Genomic DNA, 13,522 nt, shown 5'->3' with positions numbered 1-13,522 from the left:
ACAAAAAAACGGCTCAAAGCGTGTTGGCATCCAATCCGGGCGGATTGCCGAAGGGCACGATGCGGGCGGCATCCCGGGTTTCGAACCAATGCTTCAGCGCCCAATGCACGGTGGGAAAGGCCAGGTCCGCCCAGGGGATTTCATCCCAGGCGAACAGCCGGGCTTCCAGGGATTCCGGTCCCACGCCGAATTGCCCGTCCACCAGGCTGGCGCGGTAGATCAGTTGGACCTGGCTGATGCGGGGGATGTTGTAGACCGCCAGCAGGGCATCGATCTCGATGCGGGCGCAGGCTTCCTCCATCGCCTCGCGGGCGGCACCGACCTCGCTGGTTTCGCGCTCCTCCATGAAACCGGCCGGCAGGGTCCAGAAGCCATGGCGCGGCTCGATGGCGCGGCGGCAAAGCAGCACCCTGCCCTGATGGTGTACCACGCTGCCCACCACGATTTTCGGGTTCACGTAATGGATCCAACCGCAATCGCCGCAAACCAGGCGCGGCTTGTCATCGCCCTCGGGCACGCTGTGGCTGAAGCCGTAATCGGCAGGTTTCTGTATCGCCATAAGTCTAATCCTAGTGCCGCACGGCATGGCTTGGCAAACCGCGCCGAGCGGGCGTAACGTGTACGGAACAACAAAAAAAATAACAGGGGGGCATCATGGGCGAAATACCAGCCACCAATAAAACCGTCGCAAGCCCGGCAATGAACGGCATGGCGGGAGATCCGCTCGCCGGTTTCACCCTGCTGGAACAGCCCGGCCATCTGCTGCGGCGCAGCCAGCAACGCAGTGCCGATATCTATGCCGAGGAAATCGGCACCGAAGGCCCTACCCAGCCGCAATTCGCGCTGCTGACGGCGATCTTCCAGCATCCCGGCGCATCGCAGGTGGACCTCGTGCGCCATACCGGCATCGACCGCTCCACCGTAGCGGAGATGGCGGCCCGCCTGGTGAAGCGCGGGTTGCTGCGGCGCGAACGTTCAGGCGATGATCGCCGCGCCAACACGCTGGCCATCTCGCCTACCGGAGAGTCCTGGCTGCGCGATTATCTGCCGGCAGCGCAACGCACCCAGCAAAGGCTGCTCGATCCGCTCACCGAGGCGGAACGCATGCAATTGATCGGCCTGCTGCGCCGGCTGGTGGAATCCAGCCTGCAATAGCCACAAAGCGGGCTATTGCTGCTGGGCCTGCTGTTGGGGCTGCTGTTGGGCCTGCTGCTGGGGCCGGAAGATGCAGAAGACCGAATGGTCGGATGGCACGGTGGGCTTGTAGCCCCGGCCATTCATGTGGCGCGACAGGATTTCCAGCGCCCGGTTGCGGTCGAAGAACAAATCCTGCGCAATGGTCCAACCCGCCAGATCAGCCGCCATGCGCGATAAACGCTCGGCGTAATCGGGTTTCATCGCCCGCTTATGCACCACGGCATGATAGAGCAGCGTGTAGAAATAATCGATCGGCTCGGGGCGATAGAAGCCGCCCGGCGCCATGATGCGGCGCGACAGCAGATCGAGTTCCCAGCGCGTGTCGTAATATTTGTCGCCGATATGGCGCAGATCGAAACGCACATCATGGCCGTTGAAATCGATGCTGTAATGCACCCGCCAGGGCTGGGGGAATACCGGCTTGCCGCCCAGCAGGCGCACGGCCGCATCGCGGTTGCTTACCAGCATGTCTACGTCGTTATGGCCCGGCACATAAATCTGATCCGGCAGGCCCTCGAAATTGCGCAACACCAGATATGGCAGCGCCTCGTTGAACAGGGCGAAGATTTCGTCCAGATGCTTCCAGCCATGGGCGCCCACCAGATCGGCCTGCGAGGGCGCGGCCTCTTCGGCCATCGCCGGCTGCTGCAACCAGGCATCGGCGCGCTGGCCGGTGAGCAGGTAAAGATCGCGGCGGCCTTCTTCGGCGGTAACGGTGGCATGCACCATGTTGCCGCCCAGCCTGGCGCGCATCGCCTCGCGCAGATCGAACATCGCGGCATTGACCAGGCGCAGGCCGGTGCTGGTCAGGCGGGCCTCATAGCGCGGGGCATCGTCGCGCAGCACGAAGGTGAGGCATTCGCCCAGGCCGGTTTCATGCGACTTGAGCTGCAAAGTGGCGATATCGCGGTCGTAGAAGCGGCTCAAATTGGCCATGAAACGATCCCCCGGCCAGAGCAGCCGTTGGCGCCGCAGCACCGGCAGGCGGATCAGGTCGAGGGCGTCGGCCGCTTGGGGCTTGGCCAAGCCATTGGCCCAGACGATCAGGAGATGCGCTTCCATCCCTGTTAAGTAGCTTTTCAGCCTTAACAAATCGGAAATGCCGGCGCGCATGGGCTGGTCTGCCAAAGCGAAAAAGGCCAGAATGGCGCCATGAGCAATACCCGTATCGCCCTGCTTGAAACCTGGCTGCCGCGCCCCTTCGCGCCGGCCCGCCTGCTGATTCTGGGCTGCGGCCCGATTGCCGATCCGACCTCGGATTGCCTGGCGCAATTGCTGGCACTGTCTGCCGCCGGCCATGATTGCACCATCCTGGACCCCGATTCAGACCTGATCGCCAGGGGCCGCGAGGCCGCCATGCTGGCCGGCAGCAAGGCGCATTTCGTGGATCATGCCATCGACCCTGAAATGATGGAGCGGATGGGCGGCTTCGATGTGGCGCTGCTGATCAACGATACCGATATCCCGCTTGCCGTGCTGGCTGCGGTGCAGGCTCGCTGCCCCACCCTGTTCCTGGCCGTGGGGCCGAAGCAAAACGCCCTAGCCAAGGCGCTGAAAAACAGCGGCCATCATGCCCGGGTGGATTGTCTTGGGCTGCTGCCCGGCCATCACGGCCCGCGCCTGCTGTTCCGTTCGGCCGCCAAGCCGCGCGCATCGGGCATGGAAATCCAGGCCCTGACCCCCGATGCCATGGCCGGGCTGCGCGATATGCTGGCCAAGACCAAACCGTTTTACGCCAAGGAAAACGATCATTTCATCTGCCGCGTGTTGCCAGTGACGCTGGAAGGCGAACCCGGCGGGCCGCCGCAACGTGCCGCGGTGAAATACGTGCAGGCGAAAAGCCGCATGGCGCGGTTGCTGCTGTATCGTGAGCATGAATTTCTCTGCGCGCTGAATTCGCCGCTCTTTCCCCAGCCTTTGGGCGTGGGGCTGGATGAACAGGGCTATATCCTGGCGCTGCCATGGCTGGATGGCCCCAATCTGCAGCAGGCCCTGGCAAGCAAGGCCTTGCCCAACCGCAAGGGCCTGCGCGAGCAGCTATTGCAGGCGCAGGCCGCGTTGCGCGAAGCCGGCATCCGCCACCGCGATCTGCGCTCCACCAATGTGATGATCACGCCGCAAGGGCCGCGCATCCTGGATTTCGGCTGGGCCTGCTGGGCCGACGAGATCGGCTGCCCCGCCCCGCCGCAACTGGCCGCGCCCGATGATGACGCAGCCTTCGCCGCCCTGCTGGCTTCTATCGGCGAATAACCTCTGCCCAGGCTTGCGCTATGGCCTGGATGGAATAATGCCGCGCCACATAATCCTGCCCGGCCTTGGTATGCGCCAGGCAGGCGGCCGGATCGGCCAGAGCCGCGCGGATGGCGCCGCCGAGATCTTCCGAGATGCTGCAATAGGCGGCGAGTTCGCGGTAGCTGTCGATCGGATGGGCAAAGACCGGGCGGCCGGCATACAACGCCTGCAAGGCGCGGTTGTTGCTTTTGCCCACGGCTGAATCCGTGCGGTAATCCAACGGCAGCACCACGGCATCGCAGTTTTGCAGGGCATGTGCCAGCGCCGGCACCGACCAGGCCTGGAACCAGATGATCGCCGGCTTGGCCGCCGCCCCCAGCGCCAAAACCGGCGCCTCCGCCTCCGGCCCCGCCATCACGGTGAAGCGCACTGGGCGAGCGGGCGCCAATTCCGTAGCCAGAGCGGGCAGTTCGTCGCGGCAGAAGGCCGAGACCGGCGCTGCATGCATGCCATAAAAGCCGAACCAGAGCAGGCGCAGCGGCCGACCGATATCGGGGGCGAAAGCCGCCGCGCCCAGCGGCACCTCGATGGGATCGGCCACGATGGCGGTGTTTCGCAATTCAGGCAGATAGCTGCGCAACCGGCCGCCCAACGCCGCCGTGGGCGTTACCACCGCATCGGCCATACGCAGCAAGGCGGGATAGAAACGCCGACAGGCATCGGCCACCCCGGCGCCATGCAGGCTGGCGATATAAGCGCAATAGGGTTCGCCCAGCTTGAGATCGCAAACATCCACCACCAGCGTCTTGCCGGCGGCCTTCACGCCCTGGATGAATTTCAGCAAACCGCCAAGCGGCGCCCCTTCGGCGAAGATGCTTTCCTTGGGCTGCGCCAGCACCACGACATCGGCATCCAATGCGAAACCGGGCGCCGCTATCTGCTCGGTGCTGAGCAAGTCGGCCTGGATGCCCATGCGGCGCAATTCGGCCACCGGCATGGCCGCGCGATAGCGCACGCTAGCCAGCTTGATCTCGCCCCCGGCCAATTCGGTCGCCGGAGCATGCACCACGAAAAGCACCTTCATGCCGGCCAGGATATCAGGATGGATCGCAGCGTTCCAGATTGTCGGCCAATCTGGCCTGCAGGGCCGCGATATCGATCTGGTTGACCGCGCCGGCATCGCCACGCCCCCGCTCCATGGCAAGATCGAACGCATGGGCGGCAGCACTGCCCATGGCGAAGCACGGCCCCATCACCCGCACCGAGGAAAGCGCTGCCGCATCGCCATCCACGCAGCGCCCGGCGGCCAACAGGTTTTCCGCTTCCGCCGGCAGCATGGCGCCGAATGGCAGGTAATGCATATGGTCGTCGCCGAACACTTCCCAATGGGCATCGTCCACCCGGTCGTGCAGCTCGATCGGCCAGGAACAGCGCAGGATGGCATCCCGATGGCGATGGCCTTGGCGCACCTGCTGCACGGTCAGGCTTTCTCGCCCGACGATCCATCGGGTCTGGCGAATACCCAGCAGGCCGTAATGCCGCACCCGGGCGCGGCCGAACACCGCCGAGTATTCGCCTTTCAGGAAATCCAGCACGCGATCGGCCTGCTGCCGGCCCGCAATCTGCGCGCGGGCCTGGCCCTCTGCATCAAGCGGGGTTTCCACATGGGTCATGTTCACCAAAGCCTGGCCGCCGAAAGCGCCCTCGCCGGAAATGGCGAAAACGAAACCGTCGCGCCGCACCAGGCCATAGCGCGGCCCGACTTCGGCCAGCCGCGCCTGCACCTGCCAGCGATCCAGCGCCAGGGCTGCCGCTTCGTCGATGCCTTCGATGCTGAACATCAGGCTGCCCATGATCGGGCTATCGGGTTCACGGCAGGCGAAGCCGGAGGCATGGCTGAGCGCCGCATCGCCCGAGGCATCGATATAGCCTTTGGCCTGCACACTGATCGCGCCGAAACGGGTGGCGATATCCAGGCCGGCAATGCGGTTGCCCTGGCGCCGCACGCCCAGCAATGTGCTGCCCAGCAACGGTTTTATAGTGTCGGCGGCCAGCACCGCATCCTCTATCCAGCGTGCCAGCGCCTGTTCGCGATACATCAGGATCAGCGTGTTGCGGCCATGGCGCGGCTGGGTGGCGCCGGCCTTGCGCAGATCATCCAACATGCGGCTGGCCGCGCCGTAAACCACGCGACAGGGCTGCGGCCCATTGCCGTAGAAGCCGCAGAACGTACCGATCAACGAGCCGGTGGATTGCCCGCCAAGCTGCTGCGCGCCGTCGATCAACACCACTTTGCGGCCCAAAGCCGCCGCCTCTAGCGCTGCGGCCACACCGGCAATGCCGGCGCCCAGGATGGCAAGATCGGCCTCGATCAGCGTGGCGGCAGGCGCCGCACCCGCCGTAACGATATGCGTGCCCGGAAAAACCCGCTTGCTCATCGCCAGCGCAGCAGGGTTTTTTCGGCCAGGCTCAGCAGGAAGCTGATGGCGAGGCCGAGGATGGATAGCAGCACAACGCCGGCCACCAATTGATCGGTTTGCATCAGGTTGCCGGCGCCGAGGATGAAGGCGCCGATGCCCACTTGCGTGCCGATCATCTCGGCCGATACCAACAGGATCAACGCAATCGACGATGAAATACGGAAGCCGGCGAGAATGCCCGGCAGCGCACCGGGCCACACCACCTTGCGCAGGATATCGGGCATGCCCAAGCCGAAGCTTTGCGCCATGCGGATCAGGTTGCGCGGCACGGCATCCACCGCCGAGAAGGTGGAAACCACGGTGGGGAAGAATACGCCCAGCGCGATGGTGGCAACCTTGGATGGCTCGCCGATGCCGAACCACAGGATCAGCAGCGGCAGCAGGGCGATTTTCGGAATCGGAAACAGCGCCGCCACCACCGGCAGGCCGGCGGCACGCGCCATGCTGAACACGCCCATGGCAAAGCCCGCCACCAAGCCGCAACTGGTACCTAACGCCCAGCCGACCAGCACACGATACAGCGAGGCGCCGATATGGTTGCCCAGCTTGCCGGAATTCACCAGATCGCGCAGCGCCGCAATCACTTCATGGGGCGCGGGCATGAACAGCGCGGGCAGCAGGCCGCTCAGCGAGGCGGCTTCCCAGCCGGCGATGATGATCACGAAAGCGATCCACGGCGCCCAGCGGCGATTACCCAGCACGAAGCCGCCGCCGCGAAACGCAATCCTGGTGCGCGGCTCAGCCATGCTGCGCCTCCCCCAGCATTTCACGGTCTGCCACCTGCGCCTCGATCTTGATGGATTGCCACAGATCCTCCTGCAGCGCGGCCAGAGCGGCGGCATGCTGCGGCTTGCCGCGTTCCAGCACCGGGATCGGGATGCCGATGATGGTTTTCACCTTGCCCGGGCGGCGCGACAGCACCATCACACGATCCGCCAGCCGCACGGCTTCCGCCAGATTATGCGTAACATAAAGCGTGGTGGTGCGTTCGCGCCCCCAGATGGCCAGCAGGTCTTCCATCAGCAATTCGCGGGTTTGCGCATCCAGCGCCGACAATGGCTCGTCCATCAACAGCACGGCCGGCCGCACGGCGATGGCGCGCGCAATGCCCACGCGCTGGCGCATGCCGCCGGAAAGCTGCTTGGGCAAAGCCTTGGCGAAATCCGACAGGCCGCACAAGGCCAGCACATCCTGGATGCGCGCATCGCGCTCGACGCGGCTTAAATCATGGTGTTCCAGCGCCAGCGCCACATTGCCGGCCACATCGCGCCAGGGCAGCAGGGCGAAATCCTGAAACACGAAAGTGAGCGGATTGAGACAGCCGGGCGGCGGCGCGCCCAGGGTTTCGATACTGCCCTGCTGCAACGGCAGCAAACCGCCCACCAGATTCAGCAGCGTGGATTTTCCGCAGCCGGACGGGCCGATGATGGCGACGGTTTCGCCCTGCGCCACATCCAGCGAGATATCTTCAAGAACCGGCAGGTCGGCATAATGATGGCCGACCTGCCGCAACAGCAATCGCATGGTGATCCTTACTTGGGCAGATCGAGATGCCCCTTGACGAAGCTGAGATCGAGGAAGCTTTTGGCATCCACGCTCTTGTCCACCAGGCCCTGCGCCTGGTTCCAGGCCACCTGGTCGTAGATGTTCTTCACCAGCAGGCGACCCTGCGGATCCATGTAATTGGCGGAAACCTTCACCACTTCGAAGCTGGGCTTCGGCTCCACCCATTTTTCCAGGATCGGGAATGCGGCCTCGGCCTTGGCGCCGAATACTCGGTTGCCACTGGCATCCTTGGCCAGGAAAGCCTCGGCGTAATCCGCCAGGCCCTTCTGGTAGGCGCGCACGAAACGCTCCACCATCGGGCGGTTCTGCTGCACATGCTTGGAGGAGGTGAACAGCGCACCAAGTTGCCACAGCGTATGTTCATGCACCCAGCCGATGATCTTGCCCGAACCATCGGCCTGCAATTTAAGTGCATTATTGGCCGGCAGGATGGTGGCATCCACCTGGCCGCCGGCCAAAGCCGCCATCATGTTGGGGATCGACTGCACCGGCTTCATCTGCACGCTATCCAGCTTGAAGCCGTATTTATCGGCCAGCATGCCGAGATTGTAGTGGAAGCTGGAACCGATGGTGGTGATCGCCACGCTCTTGCCGGCGAAATCCTTCGGGCTGCGGAAGCCGGCATCATAGGCCTTGTTGCCCGCCACATAGGCCACGAAATTATAGCCCGGCTCTTCGCGGCTCTGGGCCGCGATCACCTTCAATGCGCCTTTGCCGGCCAGATTGAAAAAGCCGCCGGTGAAAGCCGTGATGCCGAAATCGGCATCATTGCCGGCCACCGCTACGGCAATCGCCTGGGCGGCATTGAAAATCTTGATATCGAGATCGAGGCCCTCGGCATCGAAATAACCGCGTTCCTTGGCGATAAAGACCGGCGCCGAGGACACGAAGGCCAGCGAGGCGATGGAAACCTTCTGTTTGGCCTGAGCCTGTACGGAGGCGGGCAGAACCAGGCCGGCAAACAGGGCGGCAGCAGCGGACACGGAAAGCAGCAAGCGACGCGAAACCATGGCGTTTCCCCTTCTCAATCAGTTTTTTGCAAAATCGGCGTGACGGGATTTTCTGGGTCGCCAAGCTAAGACCAAAGGCTGGCAAATGGAAGCCGCCGCGTCACATAACTGCAACCTGGGTCATGGAAAATTCACGGGACAAGCGCCCGGCCCTGACTCATTCTCCGCGCATCTCTCCCCGGGCCTTCGAATCGCCCGTAAACAGCGCAGGAATCCGGCCCATGAACATGGCCCTCCGCCCCGCGAAATACCGCGCCATATGGATTTCCGATATCCATCTGGGCACGCGCGGCTGCAAGGCCGATCTGCTGCTGGAATTCCTGCGCCATACGGAATCAGACATTCTGTATCTGGTGGGCGACATCGTGGATGGCTGGCGGCTGAAGCGCTCGTGGTATTGGAACCAGAGCCATAACGACGTGGTGCAGAAATTGCTGCGCAAGGCGCGCAAGGGCACCCAGGTGATCTATGTGCCGGGTAACCACGACGAGGCGTTGCGCGATTTCACCGAACTGCATTTCGGCGGCGTGGAAGTGAAGATGGAGGCGATCCACCGCACCATGGATGGCCGCCGCCTGCTGGTGACCCATGGCGATCATTTCGACGGTATCGTCACCTATGCCAAATGGCTGGCCCTGCTGGGCGACATGGCCTATGGCATGGCGCTGGCGCTGAACACCTGGTTCAACCATGCCCGCCGCCGCCTCGGCCTGCCCTATTGGTCGCTGTCGGCCTACCTGAAACACAAGGTGAAGAACGCCGTCGAATTCATCTCGGATTACGAACGCGCGATTGCCGAGGAAGCCCGCCGCCGCCATGTGGATGGCGTGGTCTGCGGCCATATCCACCATGCGGAAATCCGCGATATCGACGGCATACTCTACTGCAACGATGGTGATTGGGTGGAATCCTGTACCGCTCTGGTTGAGCATGCCGATGGCCGGCTGGAAATCCTGCATTGGCCGGCATTGCGGGAAACTTTAGGCGATATCAATGCCTTAAGCTTGGAGCCGGAAAAAACCGGGCCGCTTGCCGTTGCCGATTGAAGTTTGCCAAGTTAACCCGCATGGGGTATGTGATGCCTGTAGCGGGCCCGGGTTAACGGGCCTGGTCTTATAGGTTACGGGCTGGAATGTTTGACAAAATACTCGGCGCCATAGGTCTTGGCGGCAACAAGTCTGGGCAGGAAGCGAAATTCAGCGCCACCGCTTCGGGGCTCAAGGTCTGGGAAGAAAAAGTCGGCGACGGCGAAAAGGCCGTGCCGGACAAGACCGTTGTCGTGCATTACACCGGCTGGCTCTATGTGGACGGCAAGGCCGGCCGCATGTTCGATTCCTCGCGCGCCCGCAAGGAGCCTTTCGCTTTCGTGCTGGGCAGCGGCAAGGTGATCAAGGGCTGGGACGAAGGCGTGCGCTACATGAAGGTGGGCGGCAAACGCTGGATCATCGTGCCGCCTTATCTGGGCTATTCCACCCAGGGCATGGGCCGCATCATTCCGCCCAGTTCCACCTTGATGTTCGAAATCGAGCTGATGGCGGTGCGCTGAGGCGCCGCCGCATTATCCAACCCAACCGGAGCCGACCCATGCGCGCGTCCCGCCGCTTGTTTCTTGTTGCTTCCCTTCTCGCAGGATTGTTCCCCGCCATGACCGATGAGTCCGCCGCCCAGAATGCCGAACAGCGCACCGCCTCCGGCCTGCGCTTCATCGAAATCCGCCAGGGCACCGGCGCCCAGCCTTTGCGCGGCCAGACCGCCGTGGTGCATTACACCGGCTGGCTGTTCGAGAACGGCCAGCGCGGCCGCAAGTTCGATTCCTCGAAGGATCGCAACGAGCCGTTCGAATTTCCGCTCGGCATGGGCCGCGTGATCAAGGGCTGGGACGAAGGCGTGGCCAGCATGAAGGTGGGCGGCAGCCGCACCCTGATCGTGCCGCCGGACCTGGGCTATGGCGCGCGCGGCGCCGGCGGCGTGATTCCGCCGAACGCCACCCTGCTGTTCGAAGTGGAATTGCTGGGCGTCAAGTAAGGCCGCTCCGCCGGGCCTGCCGCAAGCGGGTCGCGGCGAGATCGATCACGACGGCGATCACGAATGAAAGCCCGGTAAGCGGATAGAGCAGCCCGACCACGGCAATCGCGCCGACCACATAGGCTTCGGCGCGGCCGCCGCGCGGCGGGATGCCTAGCCCGCCTTTCGGGCGGCGTTTCCACCACATCGTGACCGACGACACCGCCAGCACCAGGATGGCGATGCAGCCCGCGAGCATGACCAGGCGGTTCGCCTCGCCATATTGCAGGCCCTGGTGTACGGCGATGCCCCATTCGATCACCTTGGCAGCGGGGCCATAATCGGCAAAGCGGGTTTCCGAGAGCAGCTTACCCGAATATTGATCGAGATAGACCAGCCGGATGCCCTCCACCCGATCCGGCGTATGGGTTGCGGCATAAGCGCCCTTCTCGCTCTCCGGCGGCTGCAGGCCATAGGGCTTCGGTACTCCCAACGCCTCGAAACGCGCGGCAGCCGCATCGATGCCGATCTCATGCCCCCTGGCATTATGGGAATGCGGCGCGGGAAGCTTCTCCAACCCCCAGGGCCGCGGCGCGGCATGGCTGTGATCGGATGATGCGCCCGCAGGCAGTGTCAGTAGAAAGCGCGGCGTCACACCCGACGGCGGCGACGGCGCGCCCAATCCGGATACCGCCACCCATTGCTGCACCTTCGCACCCCAAAACGTCGACCAGGGCATGCCGGTCACCGCCAGGAAAACGATCACACCACCGGCCAGGATGCCCGCCACGGCATGCAGATCGCGCCAGAACAGCCGCTGGCCTGGCTTGCCGCGAATACTCAGCACGCCGCCCGGCGCGCCCCTAGGCCACCAGAGATAGATGCCCGTGAAAACCATGATGATGGCCCAGCCGGCGGCGATTTCGACCAACGCATTGGCCCAGGCCCCGATCAACGACAGGCTATGCAGGTTGCGTATGGTCTGCATCGTGCCGCCCGCCACGGTGGAGCCGAGCAGTTTCGCATCATATGGATCGATATAGGCGTTTCTCACCGTGCCGTCTGGTACGCGCACCAGCGCCTCGGCCGATCGGTCGCGGCGCGCCGGTAGGGTGATCTGCACCACCCGGCCCTGCAAGCCCGCCTCGGCAGCGGCAACCAGCGCGCTGGCCGGAGCCGGAGCCGCATCGCGCGGCTGCACCACGATCATGTCGCGGTAGAGCAGCAGATGAATCTCCGGCTTGAACAGATACAGCCCGCCGGTCACCGCCAGTACGACAAGGATCGGCATGGTGAGAAAGCCGGCGTAGAAATGCCAGCGCCAAACCGCGCGATAGAACTGTCCGATCATTCTTTATCATCCTTCAGCGCAAGGGATACGGCGGGCAGCGCGGCGCCTTTCGGAGCAGGGACCGCAACCGGCCCCCGCTCCGCAAAGCCATCACGCGGCAAAGCCATCGCAGGCCAGGCCAAACGGCTTGCCGCACTTACCAGGTGAGGCGCAGGCCGGCATACACAGCCCTGCCATAGCCCGGATTGAATAATGCCTCGGTAGCCGGCGCGGTTTCGGCGATCACGGCGCTGGAGATATAGCGCTTGTCGAGCAGGTTGCGCCCTTCCAGATAGCCGGACCAACGTGAGCCGGCATCGAAGCCGAGGCGGAAATTCAGCAGCGCATAAGGATCGACCGCGAGGCTGTTGGCATTGTCGGCGTAGAAGGATTGCATCATCCAATCCACGCTAGGCCCGGCATAGAAGCCGCTCGGATGCTTGTAGAGCAGCTCGGTACGCAGGAAATGCTTCGGCACGCCAGGCATGCTGTTGCCGTTATACGTCGCACCGTCGAAGTAGAAATCGTTATAGGTATAGGCGGCGTTCAGCCACAGGCGATCGTCCGGCGCGAACAATGTTTTCAGGAAAGCAGTGCCGAAGCCGGCCTCCACACCCTGATGCACGGTTCGATCCACATTCCGCACCGAACAAAGCGCGAAAGGCGAAGTACGCACGCATTGCAGCTCGTTCTTCAGTTCCGAGCGATAGGCCGACAGATCCCAATTGAAATCGGCACGGCGGCCGCGTGTGCCGATTTCATAGGTGGTTGCGGTCTGCGCCTCGAGGTTGGAATTGGCCGGCGCGGCAAAGGTGTTGGCATCGAAAGTTGGTATCTCGGCGCTGCGTGAAACATTACCGAAAACCTGCCAATCCTTGTCTACCTCCCAGAGCAGGCCGACCTTGGGACTCCAGATATTATAGGTACGGCTGCCGGATTGATCGCCATCGCCCAGGAAGCGGTCGGTGCGTTCGCGCATGGCATGCAGCACCTGCGTGCCAGCGACGAGTGCGACATCCGGCAGGAAATAGAAGGCATCCTCGGCATAAGCGGTGTAGATTTGCGATTTATCCAATGTCGAGAATTGCAGCGCACCCTTCGTGGCGTTGCCGGCATTGGTATATTCGCGGTAATCCAACTCGCCATACAGAAGATTGAGGCCGATATTGAAGCGGTTGCGATAGCCGCCGATGCTGCGGTCGTCCACGGCATTCACGAAGCCGCCATAATCATCCACATCGAAATCGAGATAGCGGAAGATCGGATGATCGACATGCCGGTTGTGGCTGAAGATGCCGAAATCGATGGTGGTTTCGTCGAAGCGCACCGTGGTCTTGTTGGCAAGGCGCACGGAATCGATATTGCGTTGCTGATCCTGCGTCACGAAATTGGCATTCGCCATGCGCGGCGTATTCAGCGACTGGCTCTTGGTCAATTCGCCAGGCAGGCGCTGGCGCCAGGAATTCGCACTGATATAAAAGCGCGTTTCCATGTCCGGCGAAAATTGATAGCCGAAATTCGCGTTGCCGCGTTCGATATGGCCTTCGCTGTGATCGCGGTAGCCATCCTCGCGCTGCTCTGAAAGATTGATGAAATAATCGAAAGCGCCCTCGGCGCCTCCGGTGCTGGCTTGCGCCCGCATGAAGCCGAAGCTGCCGCCGTCTATGCGAGCATCGAGGGCCGAGGCATCGCGACCGGTGGGC

At 63.1% G+C, this 13,522-nt stretch carries 14 protein-coding genes; 5 read left to right on the top strand and 9 right to left on the bottom strand.

The features are described 5' to 3' along the window. Positions 1 to 13: 13 nt before the first annotated feature. Entirely contained in the window at positions 14 to 559 is a 546-nt protein-coding gene (locus KF827_RS01235; protein WP_290998591.1) for an NUDIX hydrolase, read from the bottom strand. A gap of 95 nt (positions 560 to 654) precedes the next feature. Between KF827_RS01235 and KF827_RS01230 the strand changes: the two genes are divergently transcribed. After that, positions 655 to 1,155: a MarR family transcriptional regulator gene (locus KF827_RS01230; RefSeq protein WP_290998588.1), complete on the top strand. Its 501-nt coding sequence runs from the start codon at positions 655 to 657 to the stop codon at positions 1,153 to 1,155. Between the two features lie 12 nt (positions 1,156 to 1,167). On the opposite strand, the gene KF827_RS01225 is transcribed toward KF827_RS01230, so the two are convergent. After that, positions 1,168 to 2,259, bottom strand: a complete 1,092-nt coding sequence (locus KF827_RS01225) for a hypothetical protein (RefSeq protein WP_290998585.1) — start codon at positions 2,257 to 2,259, stop codon at positions 1,168 to 1,170. Positions 2,260 to 2,349: 90 nt separating this feature from the next. Between KF827_RS01225 and KF827_RS01220 the strand changes: the two genes are divergently transcribed. Continuing rightward, positions 2,350 to 3,447, top strand: a complete 1,098-nt coding sequence (locus KF827_RS01220; protein ID WP_290998582.1) for a phosphotransferase — start codon at positions 2,350 to 2,352, stop codon at positions 3,445 to 3,447. Here KF827_RS01220 and KF827_RS01215 read toward each other — a convergent pair. From KF827_RS01215 to KF827_RS01195, 5 genes are read right to left on the bottom strand one after another with little or no spacing between them, the layout of a single operon-like run. Continuing rightward, the gene (locus KF827_RS01215) at positions 3,434 to 4,513 is read right to left on the bottom strand and encodes a hypothetical protein (protein ID WP_290998579.1); all 1,080 of its coding nucleotides are present in this window, start codon (positions 4,511 to 4,513) and stop codon (positions 3,434 to 3,436) included. The two genes, KF827_RS01220 and KF827_RS01215, sit on opposite strands and share 14 nt — an antisense overlap. A gap of 13 nt (positions 4,514 to 4,526) precedes the next feature. Next, positions 4,527 to 5,867, bottom strand: coding sequence for an FAD-dependent oxidoreductase (locus tag KF827_RS01210; RefSeq protein ID WP_290998576.1), 1,341 nt, complete (start codon positions 5,865 to 5,867; stop codon positions 4,527 to 4,529). Further along, complete coding sequence (locus KF827_RS01205; RefSeq protein WP_290998573.1) at positions 5,864 to 6,655, bottom strand: ABC transporter permease; 792 nt, start codon at positions 6,653 to 6,655, stop codon at positions 5,864 to 5,866. Before KF827_RS01205 ends, KF827_RS01210 begins: the two co-directional genes overlap by 4 nt. Beyond that, positions 6,648 to 7,433: an ABC transporter ATP-binding protein gene (locus KF827_RS01200; RefSeq protein ID WP_290998568.1), complete on the bottom strand. Its 786-nt coding sequence runs from the start codon at positions 7,431 to 7,433 to the stop codon at positions 6,648 to 6,650. Before KF827_RS01200 ends, KF827_RS01205 begins: the two co-directional genes overlap by 8 nt. Before the next feature lie 8 nt (positions 7,434 to 7,441). After that, on the bottom strand, positions 7,442 to 8,485 hold the full coding sequence (locus tag KF827_RS01195) for an ABC transporter substrate-binding protein (RefSeq protein ID WP_290998566.1): 1,044 nt from the start codon (positions 8,483 to 8,485) through the stop codon (positions 7,442 to 7,444). 221 nt (positions 8,486 to 8,706) lie between these two features. On the opposite strand from KF827_RS01195, the gene KF827_RS01190 reads away from it, so the two are divergent. From KF827_RS01190 to KF827_RS01180, 3 genes are all read left to right on the top strand, one after another. Further along, positions 8,707 to 9,531 (top strand): UDP-2,3-diacylglucosamine diphosphatase, encoded by an 825-nt coding sequence (locus KF827_RS01190; protein WP_290998561.1) that lies wholly within the window; start codon positions 8,707 to 8,709, stop codon positions 9,529 to 9,531. A gap of 86 nt (positions 9,532 to 9,617) precedes the next feature. After that, a complete protein-coding gene (locus KF827_RS01185; protein ID WP_290998559.1) occupies positions 9,618 to 10,031 on the top strand; it encodes an FKBP-type peptidyl-prolyl cis-trans isomerase in 414 nt (137 codons plus the stop codon). A 98-nt stretch (positions 10,032 to 10,129) separates the two neighbouring features. Beyond that, entirely contained in the window at positions 10,130 to 10,510 is a 381-nt protein-coding gene (locus tag KF827_RS01180) for an FKBP-type peptidyl-prolyl cis-trans isomerase (protein WP_290998557.1), read from the top strand. Here KF827_RS01180 and KF827_RS01175 read toward each other — a convergent pair. Continuing rightward, positions 10,503 to 11,840 (bottom strand): PepSY domain-containing protein, encoded by a 1,338-nt coding sequence (locus KF827_RS01175; protein WP_290998555.1) that lies wholly within the window; start codon positions 11,838 to 11,840, stop codon positions 10,503 to 10,505. The two genes, KF827_RS01180 and KF827_RS01175, sit on opposite strands and share 8 nt — an antisense overlap. A gap of 136 nt (positions 11,841 to 11,976) precedes the next feature. Beyond that, positions 11,977 to 13,522: TonB-dependent receptor (locus KF827_RS01170; protein ID WP_290998553.1), on the bottom strand; the 1,546-nt coding region annotated here is incomplete at its 5' end.

The sequence above is a fragment of the Ferrovibrio sp. genome (assembly GCF_019636075.1).
In the GTDB taxonomy this organism is placed as follows: domain Bacteria; phylum Pseudomonadota; class Alphaproteobacteria; order Ferrovibrionales; family Ferrovibrionaceae; genus Ferrovibrio.
Note: the sequence above shows the minus strand (reverse complement) of the source record. Positions and strands in the feature narration are given on the sequence as shown.